Here is a 15,109-nt window from a genome sequence, read left to right as displayed (position 1 = left end):
GTCCCACTCCGCATTCGTTAGATCCCCACGGCCCATACAGACAGCCTGACCCCAACCCCTCACGCGCGTCAGGAGATCCGAGAAACATCGCCTAGCACCATCACCGTCCACAACCGATCCCAGCAGCCGCCCGTAAGGAACTGAGAGAGCGTCAGTTCTGGTCATCGGACGACAAGGCGTACGCGGTCTCACCGGAACCTGATTCCCCGCAGTCGAACATCGGGGTAACACTCCGCAACCGCTCCCCAAGATCTGTGCCAGAACCGAGTTATGAAGTCAGTTGTTCACGGGGTCGGGAGGCACCTGCGCGATGTTCTGTTCGATGTTCACGGGAGGTGACAGCACCCGGTCCGAGAAGCTCTGTCCGGCCTATTGGAGGCTCCATCGGTGTGGGTGTCCGGGCTCGGTGGGGCAGGCGAAGATGTTCAGCAGGCCGTCTCGGCCGATCGTGAGCTGCGTGGGGCAGCGGTCCCGTAGGTGCTCGGCGACGTCCCATTCCTCTTGGGGCATCCAGCTGCCATTGGCACCGCTCCATTCCCAGCTGTCGAGGGTCAGGAGCAGGATCATCGGTGCGGCGCAGGCTTCGCAGTTCATCGGGTGGGGGCCGGTCGTGCGCCAGGAGGGGAATCCACCCACTCGGCAGCCTTGTGGAATCGACAGGTCATGGTGATAGGTGACCGGCTCGTCGTCCAGGCCGCGTTGTTCCGCCTTGCGCTCCTCCGCATCTTCCCAGGAGTCGATCTTTCGCCACAGTCTGGCCGGCAGTGAGTCGGCGTACGGGTAGGTGACGACCTGTTCGGGATGGAGCTCGCAGGGTTCGGCGACCGCGCCCTTGAAGCCGACCAGCGCCGGCCGCGGCGCAGTGTCCAGCGGCACGGCGACCTGGTCGGAGTGGCGCCAGCGCACGTGCGGGGCCAAGCCGTAGCGGCTGGGGCCATGTGCCTCGAACGGACACCAGAGGACCTGGAGCAGGTCGCATCCGTCCGGGCCGGGCGGGAGGTCGGGCACGTCCCGCCGGTACAGTTGGGCCAGGGCGATCAGCGGGATCGGATCGGTGTCGGCGATCTCCCGCTCGCGGTGCCTGCGGCCGAGCTCATCGAGCAGGGTCCGTTCCTCGTCGGTGGGCCGGTCACGTGCCCAGGCGTCCGCGAGCACCTGACGACTGCGATGAATGTCCGCGATGCGGTATCCGCTACTGCGCTTGTGCGGCTCGGTGCAGACCAGCCACGGTTCGTCGGCCGGCCAGAGCAAAGGACCGCCGACCGAGCTGACCGACGCGTCGGGACGTCCCGGCCGCGGGTGCAACCGGGTCGTCGTACCGCGCAACGCGCCCAGCTTCGGGAAGAGCGCCTCGACGTTCACTGGGCGGGGCGGCGTAGTGCGGTGCATGAACGGAAACCTTAAGCCACCCCACCGGCCACGCTCACAGGTGCCCGTGCTGTCCGACCGGTGAGTATTTCGATTCGGGAGAGCCGGCCAGGTGCCTCCCGATCTGGGGTTCTGGCTCACTTTCCGTGGAGGGCTGACTGAGTGTGAAGTCAGTGGCGGAGCTGGCCCGGCCGAACATCTGAGCCGAGGCGTACTCGGTCGGCCCCGGCCGTCGGGCATACGCGGGTGGCGGGGCGTGCCCTGGGGCCGGTGGGGGCGACTCCAGATGTGTGACTGCTCTGTCGGTACAGCGGCCTGGACCACCGACCGAATGCGCCGACGCCTATCCCGGGCTCCTGCTCGTCAGTCGGCGAAGCCTGCGGGTCACCACGACTGCCGCTGCTCCGGGGCCTGGTGCAATGCGTAGGGAGAGCGAGCCGCCGGCCGTCGCGTAGGGTTGGATCAGTATTACCCCGTGGCGTCGGCCAAGGATGATCGTTCGCCGCAGTCCAGACCCGGTGGCACGGACGCAGGTGTAGAGCAAGGAGCCGTCGGTGCAGCGCACCCGGGCCCATACCTCCCATACCTCAAGAAGGTGGGCATGTTGGTCTGCCAGCGTGTCCAGGCCGTTCAGGAGGACTTGAGTGGTCCATGACGCGCCGTCCGGTCCATGGTGCCTTCTGAGGACGTTGCTGCGGGTCAGACCCAGACGTCCGTCGCTTCGGCGTCGGAGCTCGATGTCCAGGGTCTTCGGGTCTGCTGCGGCCAGCCGTCCGTAGAGCTCATACACAGTGACTCGCAGGTGCCTGGGCCACCGCCAGATGTGCGGTTCGACGTCGATGTTGACGGGTAGTCCGCTGAGCGGCTCGCTCTCAATCCTGTCCAGTGCGACCTCGGGCAGGTTCGCCGCCCAGACGGGACGCCCGTTCACGCACGCGTATGGCGGGAGCAACCGGGCTGGGCGGTTGCCCAGTCCAATGAGCCGCTCGAGGTCGCGTGGGCGATCGGCACCGGTGACCACCCTGGCCAGCCAGCGGGCGGGGGCGCCTGCAGCGCGAAAGTCAGACTCATTGAAGGAAGAAAGGTGCTCGCGGGTGCGCCGCCACCACTCGGCGCGGTGATTGCTGTCGTGGGTGCCTAGCTCGCGGACATACATCCGCAGGTCGTGGTCGAGGAACTTCACCCGCGCAGCATGGGCCATGTGTCTCTGGCCGGCCCACTCGAAAACTTCGACCGCACTGCGGTGCGCGCGCAGCCTGCTGATCCAGTTGTCGATGCCACTGCGGGCCAGTGAGATGGACGGGTGTGCGACCGAGCGACGAACATGCCAGAGGTAGACGATGTCGGGAATCGTGGCGATGCGGGGCGATGCGGCGAGTAGCCGGGCGGTGAACACGAAGTCCTCGTAGCGGAAGGCCCCTTCGGGAAAGGAGACACCGTGCTGTGACAGGAAGGTGTGAGAGTAGAGCTTGTTGACGCACAACGTGTCACGCACCAGAGCGGGCAATTCGTCGGGACCGCTGTGGACCGCCGCTCGCTGGTAGAGCGAGTACTGCCAGGGGGTGTCGCGCATCTCGGGCAGCTCGCGACGCAGGCATGCACCCGCGACTACGGGAACGCCATGATGTACCGCGGCGTCGAGCAGGGCGTTGACCGCGCCGGGCGGGAGTTCATCATCGCTGTCCAGGAACATCACGTAGGGGGCGGTGGCCTCGCGCAGGCCGTCATTGCGGGGGGTTCCGCAGCCGCCGCTGTTGACTGTGCGGCGCATGACCCGGACCAGAGGGTGCTGGCGTGCGAGACCAGCTAGCACCTTGTCGGTGCCATCGGTCGAGGCGTCGTCGACCACAAGGACCTCGGCAACGGCCGGGCCCTGGCGCAGTGCGGACAGCACAGCGCTTCTGATGTGCCGCTCATCGTTGTAACCGATCACGATGACGCAGACCTTGCCCTCGGGCCAGCTACGCTTTGTTTCTGCTGCCATATGCGCGAGATCCGTTCTGGTGACCGGTGTTGCTCTCTTCTTCGCTTCGGCTTCGTGTACAAGCTCAGCCCCTGTTCACGCCTTCTTTTCGAAGCTAGAACTGGGAGCAGCGCTCGTGTTGTTCGCGCTCTCCTGCCCTTGCAGGCGGGCTGTCCAGGGAGCTTGGCCGAGCGGTCCGTCAGTGGCGGGGCCAGGGCGGCCAAGGACGCCAGGCCGACGGTCTGTCCGGGCTTCCTTGTGTCAGCGGTCCATCTCGTCGAACAGGCGCTCCCATTGGTTCAGTACGACGGGCAGCTCAAGTGAGGCAACGCGGGACTGGGCAGCGAGGCCGTAGCGGCGGCGTAGCTCGTCGTCGATGGCAAGCTGGCGCAGGGCGTCGGCCAGTGCGGCAGTGTCTCCCGGCCGCACGAGAGTGCCCGTACGTCCGTCGTCGATGAGTTCCCGCACGCCTGCGGACAAGTCGAAGCTCACGCACGGCACTCCGCAGCCAGCCGCCTCCGCGATGGCCATCGGCCGTCCTTCGCGCTCACTCGTAAGGGCCAGTACGGCCAGTTCCCGGTAAGCCGCGACCATGTCCGACACGCTCCCGCGGAGTCGCACCCGGTCACCGATCCCGAGCTGCGCGGCCTGCTCGCGCAGAGCCGGTTCCTGCGAGCCGTCACCGAAGATGTGCAGCTCCCAGCCCGGGAGATCGGCGCAGGCGACCGCAAAGGCGTCGATGAGGCGATCCAGCCGCTTGACGGCTTCCAACCGACCGACCGCGCCGATCCGCCGGGTATCCAACGGGGCCGGAGCCGTGAACGGGAAGGGCAGCGGGTTGGGCATCACGGTGGCGTTCGGCAGCCGGTCGCGCTGGAACGCGGCGGCGTCCCCCTCACTGAGGAAGACCGACTTCTCCAGCAACGGATAGTGACGCCGGATCAGGCGCAGGTGGGCTGAGCCCTGGGCCTGCATGAACGACTCGTGGTACTGCCCGACGCCCTTGAGATGCGGCCACTCGACCGACGCGAGCCAGTCCACCGCCCAGGGGGAACCGATGATGACGTAACCGTCGTCCACGGCGGCGAACCGCTGCGTCAGCTTCCTCCTCGCCCGCTCTCGCTCGGCCCGGGCGGCGCGTGCCATGCGCATCCGAGCAGGGCTGAGCCGTTCGCTGAGGCGCTGGGCGTGCCAGGCCGGAGCCGACGGAGTGTTGTAGAGCGTAGTGTGCCGGTAGGCCGGTGCCCTAAAGAACTCGTACGGCGCGGCGCTCGGTCTGATACCGATCAGGTCGACGCGGTGCCCCCGCTGCGCGAACCCTTGGGCGAGGGTGTGCATGACCCGTTGTGATCCTCCCATCGAGTCGACATCGATGCCCACCAGGAAGAGATTTCGGCGATGCCCGATGGTCCGCGTTCCAGAGATCATCTGTTGCCGCCTTCGAAGAACGTGCTGACGACGCTTTCACTGGCCCGTCCGGTCTCGCGGGCGTTGAACCTGGCGTTGAAACCGGCGTATGCGTCAGTCCACTTCGTACGTACCTGCTCCAGGTCCCGGAGCGCCTCCACGAGCTCCTGGGTGGTGGTCAGCATGGGGCCGGGGGCGATATCCGGGAGGTTGTAGTAGGTGCCGCGAGCACTGGTGCTGTACTCGTCGTAGTCGTCGGTGAAAAGCAGGATGGGACGCTTGAGATTCGCGTAGTCGAACATCACCGACGAGTAGTCCGTGAGTAGTGCGTCCGACGCGAGCAGCAGATCGTTGATGTCGGGGAACGTGCGGCCGTCGCGCACACCGTGCCCCAGTTCGCGTGGCACGGTGAAGCGGTCGTAGTAATGGGGGCGCACCACGACGATCCACTCATCGGCGGTCTTCTCCACCAATTCGGCCAGGTCCACTCGGATAGAACCGCCTGAGCTGTTCCCGTCCCGAAAGGTCGGTGCGTAGAGCAGCACTTTGCATCCGTCCGGGACCTGAAGCCTGGCTCGGGCGGCCCGCGCTCGTTCGAGCTGTGCGGGCTCGTCGCAGCGAACCAACGCGTCGTTGCGGGGAAGTCCGCATGCCAGCAGCTCACCTGTGAACTCATTCGCCCGGACGAAGGTGCGTTCGAACTCCTCGCTGGGGGAAATGAGGGCGTCCCAGCGCGAGATCATGTCGCGGTGCTTCTGCTGCCGCTCGGGACTGCCCAGGCGCAGCGCGGGGACGTCGAAGCCCATGTGCTTGATCGCCTGGCCGTGCCACGTCTGGAGATAGCGGGTTCCCGGCCGTTTGGGGTAGATCGAGGGGAAGCCGTGCGAGTCCACCCAGTAGCGGGCGCGGGCCAGAGCTCGTACGTACTCCCAGCTGCCGCGCCTGACCAGGTTCAAGCCCTTCGGGAAAGCGGAACGATCACCCGAATACGACCAGACGGCGCGCAGCGGCAGTCCGCGCCGGACCATCTCCTCATAGATGTAGCGCGGACTGTCGGTGTAGCCACGGCCCTCCAGGGCTTCGAACACCACCAGTCCGTTGTCCACGGGCAACTTCTGCAGCTCACGGTAGGTGAGAGCCTTTGCCCGCGGCCCGGTGAGCTTGCGCTGCAACTGCCGGACCTTCCGGCGCAATGGCCGTACGCGCGGCACCAGCGTCTCTGCGTGGGCGAGTGCTCCGGATCGTGACCAGGTGAATTCCAGCCGCCCGGCTCCCTTGCCTTCACATGCCACGCGAATGTCCTGGCCGGCGAGCGTGCCGTGCAGTGTTCGATGAGCGCGCAGCGGGAGCAGGTCAGGGGGCGCGAGAACAACATCGGTGCGCTTCATCCCGAGCCGTTCGAGGACTACAACGGGGTGACGGCGGCCCTTGAAACCTTTAGCACTCAGCGGGATGCGCCGGAGGTCAAGCTCGACGAAGGCGGTGTACACATCCGGGCCTCCTCCGCCCAGTATGTACTGGAGCGGGAGCTTCAACGGCGCGTCCCCTGCAGACAGCCACAACTGCGCCGTCACCTTCTCGGGATTGGAGAGCAGCCGCGCCGGGTCGTATGTGCGCAGCACCAGGCGCAGCACGCGACCTGCCGGATCGAGGGCGTGCACCTCGTGCCGCAGAGGGGCGGACAGGAAGGATTGTGCGTCCAGGTGCCACTCGCTGATGTCCAGTTCGCGGCTGCCGTCGGGGGCATGTTTCGGTGTGGGGTGTCCCCAGTACGTCCGCCCGGATTCTCTGCTCACCCGTCGTGGCGCGATCCTTGGGCGGCCGAGACTTCGGGCGGATTCGATCGCCTCGTCGAGGCGGCCGGCGCGCAGCAGATATTGGCAGATGCGCTGTTCCCGGCTCACCGAGCCGATGGCCTCGGTGGTGAGCTCGTCGAGGTAAGGCGTCAGCAGCTCTGCGAACTGTTCGGTCCACTCCATTCCACGGAAGGGGAGATCACCAAGGTAGAGGCGCAAGTCGTGGCGGAGGAACTTCTCATCCTTGAATGAGCGCAGGTCGGCATTGCCACTTTGGATGAGGAAGCGGTCGATGAGACGGGCCACGGTGATCCGGTCAGCCACGTTCTTCAGCTTGTGGCGGCTGGAGGAGATGGACAGGCTGGCCGCGTCAGCTGAGAGCCACCATGTATAGACGGGCCACGGAACGACGGCGAAGCTGCGGGCCAAGGTGTAGGCCTGGGCCGTGAACAGCTGGTCCTCGTAGTGGATGCCCTCTGGAAATCGCAGGCCGTGGCGGGTGATGAAGTCGGCTCGGTAGAGCTTGTTCGTCGATAGGTGGTCGTGGAAGTACTCGGGTGCCTGGCGGATGCCTTCGACGATCCGGACCTCGTCGAAGAGGGCCGGATACCACAGTCCGGTAGTACGAGTCTCCTCAAAGAACCGCGTGACCTCGCCGGTGACGAAATCAGCCTGGGTTCGCTCCGCAACGAGCAGCATCGACTTGCAGGCGTGCTTGGGCAGATCGTCATCGCTGTCGAGGAACATGACGTACGGCGCCAGCGCGGCTGCCATGCCGGCGTTGCGAGGTGCACTGCATCCACCACTATTGCTGTCCAACCGGACGTAGCGCACCCGCGGATCCACAGCTTGCAGAGCCTGGGCCACGGCCGGCGTGCCGTCGGTCGAGCAGTCGTCCGCGATGATCACTTCCAGATTCCGCAGAGACTGGTGGAGTACCGACAGCACTGCGCGGCTCAGGCGTTCGGCGTCGTTGTAGACGATGACGACGACGGTGACATCCGGCACAGGCTCCTCATTTCGCTCGATTTGCCTCCTGGATGACCATTGGACCAAGCTCTTCATTCGGCAGCCACCCGTGACGGCTCCTCCGTTGCTCCCGGGTGAGGATGCGGTGGCGAGCGGAGTGCTACGGCGTAGGCCTCTCAATGCGTTCCACCCTGTAGTAGCCCGAGACGCACCGTGCGACCCAGTCCCGGGAGTAATCCGGGGTTGCGTACGGCTCGGACAGTCCGCCGATGGGAAGGGGGCGGTAGGGGACGACCCTCGAGCCTTGAGCGGCCTTCTTGCGCACCAGGAGATCCTGACGCCCCCAATCGACCGAACGGGTCACCGTGTCCGTTGCCATCACCTTCACAGTGGGGACGAGACCGGCCACGGCCCACAGGCTCGCGACGGATGCGACCACGGCCGTGGCGAACGCCACGGGACGAGGCCGGACGGAAGGCTGCCATCCGGTCACTGCTTTGCCTGCCAGCGCGCCATACCCACACAGCAAGAGCAGCATCGGGAACAGGAAACTCGTCCAGGTGCGGACATAGGTCCAGCCAGAGGGGCCGTAACCCATACGCAGTCCGAACACGACACCGAAGGAAGAAATCCCCACCAGCAAAACCGGAAGCAGAATAGGCAGCCAACGGCGATGGTGCGCGCCCCCCCTCCACGCCTCGGGTTGACGTGGCGCGGGTCGAACCGGCCTTTCCGCAGTGGCCGCGGCAAGGCCGAGCATGAATCCCACAGCCACGGCCGCGACGTACGCCCACTGGCTCCCGACGCTCTCCCAGACACTCAGCCAGTCTCGGACAGTGGCCGTCAACTCGGCGCGCGACAGTGCAGACTCCTGCTGGGGCTGCTGCGCGCGGCGCCACGCTGCGCCGGGCGACGTATAGAGGGTTACGAAGCCGATCGCCAAGCCGGCGCACCACATGAAGCACCATGCGACCACAAACCGGGTCCTGGGGAATCGCAGGCGGGGCAGTAGGACCGCGCCCGCGCCAGCAGTGAGCACTCCACTGACAACGGTAAAGGGTTCACTCAAAGTGCCGATCGCGACGCCCATCACGACGGCGAAGACGAGCGCCAGGCTCCTGGCCAGGCGGCCATGCCGAGCTGCTGCCAGAGCCACCAGCAAACTCCACACCGCCAGCACACTGGGCAATGTGTGAGAGATGGTCGCAGGCGCCCACAGCAATGCCTGATAGGGGCTGGCGCCGGCGAAGAAGAGCAGCACGCAGACCACGACGGCAGCCGCGATCGTCAGAGACGGCGGCACCTCCCAGCCCAGGAGCCGAAGTGCAGGGCGCGCGAGAAGGATCAGCCCCACCGGAAGGGCGAGTACGAGTAGGGACGGAAGGAGCTTCGGACCTGCCAGCCCGTGTGCGTAGACGACTCCCGCGACTACTCCATTGGTGATACGCCCATTCTGGATCTCATAGAATTCGTTGGCAATCCCAAGAATCCCCAGCTCCCGGCTCCTCCATGCTGCGCACCAATCGTCCGACGTGGGCTGGACGTAGAGCCCGAGGAAGCTGCCTACAGCGAGAAGGCCGCCTGCCGCAACTCCAAGTACCAAGGAGGCGGCGACAAGAACCTTCCGCTGATTGGGCGGCGTCCAAGAACCATTGTCTCTTTTCATGCCACCTTGCCCGACCCATTCCCGGCCACCTCCCGGACGGGCGCTGCCGCTGCCGCTGCCGCTGCCGCTGCGCAGTTGTGGCGCAGCGGGTAGCTTAGAAGTGGCCTTCGACGCACTGACGCTCTGGACTTTCCAGATTGGACGTGATGTGGGATGGTTCTCCTTCTCCTTCTAGTCATTTTGGCAATTGTGCTGAAGATATCCGGCGGCATCATCGAGAGCTACCGCTCCGACGGTCAAGATCAATGTAATCTCGACGAGTGCGGCGCTGACATCCATGAGCTTCCATCTGTGACGGATCAACGCGTACGCCGGCCGTGCCACGGTCCAGGCGGCAGAGAAGCACGCCGACAGTGCAGGCGATCGCCGACCAGTACATGTAACGGTAGTTCGTCACCGGCAGGATGGGCAGGTAGGCGAGCACATAGGCCGCTGCGCTGATTCCGAGGGCTCGGACCGGCATTGCGAAGGTTCCACTGCCCGGACGAACCGCAAGGACGACGGCGATGGTGAGCCAGAACCATCCCGCGAACAGAACAGGCAAGTCCCTGGCCGCACCATCGACGTACGTCTGGAGCGCTCGCCCCAGTCGGGGGTGGTGGAGCTCGAGTTGCAGGTCATTGGCAGCGATTCCGGGGTGGTATTGGTAGCGCGGCTCGAAGAGGAACTTCGAGAAGAGTTCCAGTCGATACTGGAGATAGCCTGGCACGTGCCTGATCATCTCGCTGACCCACAAGGACGTGATCTGGTCCGTATGAGCGACAGCTGTGAACGGTCCGTGCTTCCCTCGCCCGTAGCAGGTCCAATACGTGTCCGACAAAGCGTTGATGCGGTCGCACTCCTTTGCCGCGGCCACGAGGCGTTCGCGCAGGTTCGGTGACACGGCCGCCGACTGCAGTTCCTGCACGTTCAAGACGTGAAGCAAGTCGTCCAGCATGATCTGCGAGACCTGACTCGTCTTCACCGGACGCGCAGCGGCTGAAATAGCGGCAGTTGACGCGACCAGGCCGAGGACGAGAGCCGCCGTAGCGATAATCCAGATCCGGGGGGGCGGTTTGCGCCATAGTGCGAGAACGAGCATCACGAAGACCGGAATTGCGGCGAAGACCGCGTTCTTACGGACCAGAATGGCATAGACCAGGAAGAGCACTCCCAGGGAGAACAGGGCCCACCGCAGGGCGCGGCGGTCAGTTCCCAGGCGCAGGCCGCTGAGCGCGATCGCACTGGTGACGAGAAGAGCGAACGCCATGTGGACGTCCTTCCATACCACGCCGACGAAGGTGAGGACGTGGGGAAGGACCCCGGCTCCGAGGACGGCCAAGGCGCGCGAACGACTCCCCGTGAAATCTTGGACACAGCAGGCGATCACCCATATGGCTGCCCAAAAGATGACTGCCTGCAGGACAGCCATGGATGAGGGCGTGCCTGTCACAGCGATAAGCGCACGCCAGGCCAAGCTCATGACGGGTGGGTGCCAGTCAGTCAAGCGTTCCATGCCCATGGCCTGCTTGAGCTGGTACAGGGAGTCGCGGCTCAGATATCCGGGCGAGAACACGAGAATCGTGGCCAAGCAACAGGCCACAGCAGCGACTGTCAGAACCCAGGTGCGACGCCACCGGTGACCGAAATGCCCAATGTGCCCCATGAGTGGGATGCTAACAGCGATGGATGGGGCTGCACGTGTGCTGCCATGCGAGGCCAAATCATGATCAGGCCGGAATGAAGATGTAGCGCCGGTAGGTGAAGAACCGGAACAATGTGGCGAGAACCCAGCCGCAGGCGCGAGCGATGTTGTCGCTCAGGGCCGAGTCGAGCCCGAGCAGCTGCCTGGACAGAAAAACCATGCCCGCAGCAATGGCCATGCCAATGACGTTCACCAAGGCGAACAAGGCCAGCTCGCGGGCCACGTTCTCCCGATGCCGCTGCCGATATGTCCAGTAGCGGTTCGCGAGCCAGCTAAAGACTGTCGCGACCCCCGTGGCAATCACTGACGCCTGAACGGGCGCGGCACGCATCGGACCGCCACCACCCCCGGGAAAGCCGAAGACCAACAAGGTGTAGCCGCCGTTGTCCAGCACGAAAGCCAGTGCTCCGACGGTCCCAAACATGGCGGCCTCGCGCCAGACGCCCCTGATGACATCGCGCATGCGAAGAGTCAGGGAGGCGAGAACCGACACGAAAGCGATCATAACGGTCACGGTGTGCCTGCGGCCGTCCGGCATCCCCGTGTCGCACCATGAGCGCAGCAGCCCATCTGCCCGACCAAGGAGAGCCCGTGCGCCCGACGATCGCCTGCGTCGTGCCATGCCACAACGAGGAAGCTGCCGTCGGCAAGGTGGTACGGGATCTGAGAGCAGCGCTTCCCGAAGCCGACATCTACGTCTACGACAACAACTCGACAGACCGCACAGTGGCGATCGCGCGCGAGGCGGGCGCGATCATCCGCGAAGAGTCGCACAAGGGCAAGGGCAACGTCGTGCGGCGAGCGTTCGCCGACATCGACGCCGACGCCCTGCTCATCATCGACGGAGACGACACGTACGACGCGACACGGGCACGTGACATGGTCAACCTGTTGTTCGAGGGGCCCTACGATCAAGTCGTCGGCACTCGCAGCGTGGCCGCCGACGACGCCTACCGTACCTGGCACTCCGGGGGGAACAAGCTGTTCACCTCGACGGTGCGGACCCTTTTCGGGCGCGATGTGACCGACATGCTCAGCGGTTACCGAGTCTTTTCGCGGCGCTTCGTCAAGTCCTTCCCCGCGCTGTCCCGCGAGTTCGAAATCGAGACCGAGATGACGGTTCACGCGCTGAGCCTCCGACTCCCCACAGCAGAGATCCCAGTCGACTACACGGGCCGGCCGACAGGAAGCGAGAGTAAGCTCCGCACCTACCGGGACGGTTGGCGAATCCTCGGACTCATCCTCAACCTCGCGCGTCGCGAACGGCCCTCGCTCGTCCACACAACCATCGCGGGCCTGCTCGCCCTTGTCGCGATCATCCTTGGAACCCCGGTTGTCGTCGAGTTCGTCCGCACAGGCGCCGTGCCACGCCTCCCCACGGCGCTACTCGCTGCCACGATCATGACCATCGCGGCACTCGTCCTCCTTCTGGGCTACGTTCTGACTTCGGTCATGCACATGCGCCGGGAACAGTCTCGGCTCATGCACCTCGCCTACCCGGCGCCCGGGACCATGCCGCGCGGGGTGGGCACCGACCCGAGCGGAGTGGACTCGGGCGCAGGCAGCGGCAACTGAAACGCACCGGCTTACGGCAAGTTCGACCCCTGTGATTGCGACCTAAGAGTCCGCTATGACCGCAAAGCCTTCATTTGACGCGAGCATGTCGGGAATGTGCCTGACTGTGAGGTGTAGCGGCGATATGGGATGACAGGCCGATCGGTTCTTCCGTAATCACCTGCTGGACGAGTTCGCCCGGGGGTCGCGATGTTTGGTACTGGATTTGTCCGGGGTGTCGTTCTGTGATTCGGCCGGGTTGAATGTGCTGCTGCGGGCCTGGCGGCGGGTGGAGGGGGCCGGGTCCGTGCTGGGGCTGGCCTGTGCGCCGCCGAATCTGCAGCGGATGCTGAGCACGACCGGGGTGGACAGCGTGCTGCGAGTGTATGGCACCGCCGCGGAGGCTGAGGCCGAGCTGATGGTCGGCGGCGGGGCTGCCTAACGGAGGGTGCCAGCGGGTTGGAGGACCCGATCCGTGCCGGGCAGGGGGTTGGGGCCGCGGGTGAGGCGGCGGGTCATCAGCGTGATCGCTGCCCAGGTGAGTAGGGTCTCGGAGTACTGGATGAGCCGCTCGTAGTCGCGTGCGTGACGGCGGGCGTTCATCATCCAGGCCAGGGGCCGTTCGACCACCCAGCGACGGGGCAGCAGGACGAACCGTCGGCGTTCTTGGGCCGGCTGACCGTCTTGATCGACGCGGTGGTCGAGTCCGCCCTCGCCGACGCCGAGGAGTTCCGCGCGTCGGCGACCGCGTACCGGCAGGCCCGCCACCGGATTGAGGTGGTGGCGGTGGCAACGGCGGAGGCCCTGAGCCAGCTCGGTCTCCTGGACCGCTTCCTCTCCGATCCTCGGTACGTGTCGTGGGAGAACCACCACGCCTGCGCGAAGAGCATGCTGCGGACCCTCGCGGTCATTGAGGCCGAGAAGTTGGCCGGCCGCATCACAGTCGTACGGCGCGACGGCACGGTGCTGTACGACAACGAGTTCGTCGACGGAGCCTGGCGTCGGCGGTCGGCGGTCGGCGGTCGGCGGTCGGCGGTCGGCGGTCGGCGGCGGAGAAGGCGGTCGGCGGCGGAGAAGGCGGTGGTGTACGAGTGGATGCGGCCGTGGTCAGCGAGAGAGACGCTGGTTTTCCGGCGGAAGCTGGCCCACACCGACCAGCGGCTGCACCGCGACCTCCACTGTGAGGACCGCAGGCTGGCGGTTCAGCGGGACATCGAGCGCGCGGCTGCCCTGGCGGAGCCAGTCCGCCGCATCACCCAGGCGCGCAGGCAGGCACCGGGCGTGGATTACCACCGGCTGTCGAGCGCTGAACACCGGTGGGTCTTCGACGAGCTGATCACGCCGTCGTACCTGGGCGGCATCGTCAGCCGGGACGATCCGCGCGCGGTCTACGTGCTTGGCCAGCCGGAGGCGGGGAAGCTGCTGGCAGCCAGGATGGTGAAGCGGGCCATGCGGCCGGGCACGACGCAGCTGGTCGGTGACGACTTCAAGGCGTCGCACCCGGACTATCTGCACCTGCTGAGCGAAGATCCCCGCAACACCGGGGCAGCGATTGCCGGAGGTCGCCTGTGGGATACGCCCGGCGCAAGGGGGCCGTCTCCTACCGCGGACTGTGGCTGCTGAACGGTTCGTTGTCAGCCGCTGGCGGGGGTCGGGTCAGACAGCGGCCGGGGTGCATGGGGGCACGGCGTGTCAGCTGTGATCGTGGGAATGCGCATCCGGCGCAGCAGATCACGGGTGGTGCGCATGCGCAGCGTGCTACGCCAGGCGAGGCCTGGATGGCGGGAGTGCAGGTGCGAAAGCGCCCGGGTGCCCAGTCCGGTGCTGTGGAAGCGTTCGTCAAGAGTGATGGCGGTGATGACGCCTTGGGCACAGTCGGTGCAGATCTGGTAGTGGACCTGGCCGACGACCTGGCGGACGTGGACGAGGAGCAAGCATTCCTCGCCGGGGCCGGAGTGGTCCGGGATGTGCGTGGAGAGGAACTCGATTGCCCGGTAGGCGAGGATCCGGCGGCGCATGTGGCCGGTGATCCGGCCTCGGCGTGAGTGCTTGGCGCGGCCGTGGGCCGGTGGCGGTGTCTGGGTTGTGGTGGCTGGGCCGAACAGAGTGCTCGTGGGACGCGCATGTTGTCCGTGCATGAGGTCTCGTGTGCCCCAAACAGCGGACGATACCCGCCCCGGCTGTCTGCCCGATGCTGGTTGCTGGTTGCTGGTTGACCCTCCGTTGACTGCGGTGAGGTGTTGCCAGGGCGACGCGGTGACGGACTGCGGGAGGTGCCCGGTTTCTACCTGTGCCGGCGCTTGCCGTCGCGGTGCGGATACAGGGACGTGAGCTTGTTCCAGTACTGCTCGAGGTGAGCGTCGGTTTCCCGCAGGGCCGGGTCCAGGAACGAGGCATGCAACTCGGCCACACGGTCGGGGACCGACTCCTCACCGGTCGGTGGGGGCGCTGCGCGTCGCCAGGGTGCCTTTGCGGCGCTGGCACCGTGTGGGCCGCGAACCGCGCGAGTGGTCCACCAACGGGCGAGGAGCACGGCGGCGGTAAGAGCGGCGGCTGCGAGGGGGTGCAGCCCGGGGTGCGCGGCCACGATTTTCTCCATGATTTCTGGCCTGGCGGCGCCGGCTCTCAGGGCCGGGGCGATGCCGGTGTCGGTGACCGAGAAGGCGATGAGATCGGCGTCCGCGTCGCGCAGCGAGCCGGCC

General features: G+C 66.0%; 11 protein-coding genes and 2 pseudogenes. 3 read left to right on the top strand and 10 right to left on the bottom strand.

What is annotated here, in order from left to right; translation table 11 throughout:
• Positions 1 to 369: 369 nt before the first annotated feature.
• From ACWD0Y_RS33180 to ACWD0Y_RS33150, 7 genes are all read right to left on the bottom strand, one after another.
• Positions 370 to 1,389 (bottom strand): hypothetical protein, encoded by a 1,020-nt coding sequence (locus ACWD0Y_RS33180; RefSeq protein ID WP_450263983.1) that lies wholly within the window; start codon positions 1,387 to 1,389, stop codon positions 370 to 372.
• A gap of 322 nt (positions 1,390 to 1,711) precedes the next feature.
• The gene (locus ACWD0Y_RS33175; RefSeq protein WP_450263982.1) at positions 1,712 to 3,352 is read right to left on the bottom strand and encodes a glycosyltransferase family 2 protein; all 1,641 of its coding nucleotides are present in this window, start codon (positions 3,350 to 3,352) and stop codon (positions 1,712 to 1,714) included.
• Between the two features lie 240 nt (positions 3,353 to 3,592).
• The gene (locus ACWD0Y_RS33170; RefSeq protein WP_450263981.1) at positions 3,593 to 4,759 is read right to left on the bottom strand and encodes a glycosyltransferase; all 1,167 of its coding nucleotides are present in this window, start codon (positions 4,757 to 4,759) and stop codon (positions 3,593 to 3,595) included.
• The gene (locus tag ACWD0Y_RS33165) at positions 4,756 to 7,542 is read right to left on the bottom strand and encodes a bifunctional glycosyltransferase/CDP-glycerol:glycerophosphate glycerophosphotransferase (protein ID WP_450263980.1); all 2,787 of its coding nucleotides are present in this window, start codon (positions 7,540 to 7,542) and stop codon (positions 4,756 to 4,758) included. Before ACWD0Y_RS33165 ends, ACWD0Y_RS33170 begins: the two co-directional genes overlap by 4 nt.
• Before the next feature lie 121 nt (positions 7,543 to 7,663).
• Positions 7,664 to 9,169: a DUF6056 family protein gene (locus ACWD0Y_RS33160; protein ID WP_450263979.1), complete on the bottom strand. Its 1,506-nt coding sequence runs from the start codon at positions 9,167 to 9,169 to the stop codon at positions 7,664 to 7,666.
• Positions 9,170 to 9,380: 211 nt separating this feature from the next.
• Positions 9,381 to 10,739, bottom strand: a complete 1,359-nt coding sequence (locus ACWD0Y_RS33155) for a hypothetical protein (RefSeq protein WP_450263978.1) — start codon at positions 10,737 to 10,739, stop codon at positions 9,381 to 9,383.
• Positions 10,740 to 10,878: 139 nt separating this feature from the next.
• Positions 10,879 to 11,358 carry a GtrA family protein gene (locus ACWD0Y_RS33150; RefSeq protein WP_450263977.1) on the bottom strand — a complete coding sequence of 160 codons (480 nt, stop codon included), beginning with the start codon at positions 11,356 to 11,358 and terminating at the stop codon, positions 10,879 to 10,881.
• A gap of 86 nt (positions 11,359 to 11,444) precedes the next feature.
• Here ACWD0Y_RS33150 and ACWD0Y_RS33145 point away from each other — a divergent pair, with 86 nt between their 5' ends.
• Both ACWD0Y_RS33145 and ACWD0Y_RS33140 read left to right on the top strand, forming a co-directional pair.
• Positions 11,445 to 12,428: a glycosyltransferase family 2 protein gene (locus ACWD0Y_RS33145; protein ID WP_450263976.1), complete on the top strand. Its 984-nt coding sequence runs from the start codon at positions 11,445 to 11,447 to the stop codon at positions 12,426 to 12,428.
• A 157-nt stretch (positions 12,429 to 12,585) separates the two neighbouring features.
• A pseudogene (locus ACWD0Y_RS33140) lies at positions 12,586 to 12,849 on the top strand (STAS domain-containing protein); the annotation flags it as partial.
• A gap of 46 nt (positions 12,850 to 12,895) precedes the next feature.
• Here the strand turns inward: ACWD0Y_RS33140 and ACWD0Y_RS33135 are convergent.
• Positions 12,896 to 13,099 (bottom strand): annotated as a pseudogene (locus tag ACWD0Y_RS33135) (transposase); the annotation flags it as partial.
• Between the two features lie 4 nt (positions 13,100 to 13,103).
• Between ACWD0Y_RS33135 and ACWD0Y_RS33130 the strand changes: the two are divergent.
• Positions 13,104 to 14,030: a zeta toxin family protein gene (locus ACWD0Y_RS33130; RefSeq protein ID WP_450263984.1), complete on the top strand. Its 927-nt coding sequence runs from the start codon at positions 13,104 to 13,106 to the stop codon at positions 14,028 to 14,030.
• Between the two features lie 11 nt (positions 14,031 to 14,041).
• Here the strand turns inward: ACWD0Y_RS33130 and ACWD0Y_RS33125 are convergent, their stop codons facing one another.
• Together ACWD0Y_RS33125 and ACWD0Y_RS33120 are read right to left on the bottom strand one after the other, a co-directional pair.
• A complete protein-coding gene (locus ACWD0Y_RS33125) occupies positions 14,042 to 14,425 on the bottom strand; it encodes a hypothetical protein (protein WP_450263975.1) in 384 nt (127 codons plus the stop codon).
• 266 nt (positions 14,426 to 14,691) lie between these two features.
• A partial coding sequence (locus tag ACWD0Y_RS33120; RefSeq protein ID WP_450263985.1) for a hypothetical protein occupies positions 14,692 to 15,109 on the bottom strand: 418 nt, incomplete at its 5' end.

Source organism: Streptomyces altiplanensis (genome assembly GCF_053591575.1).
Note: the sequence above shows the minus strand (reverse complement) of the source record. Positions and strands in the feature narration are given on the sequence as shown.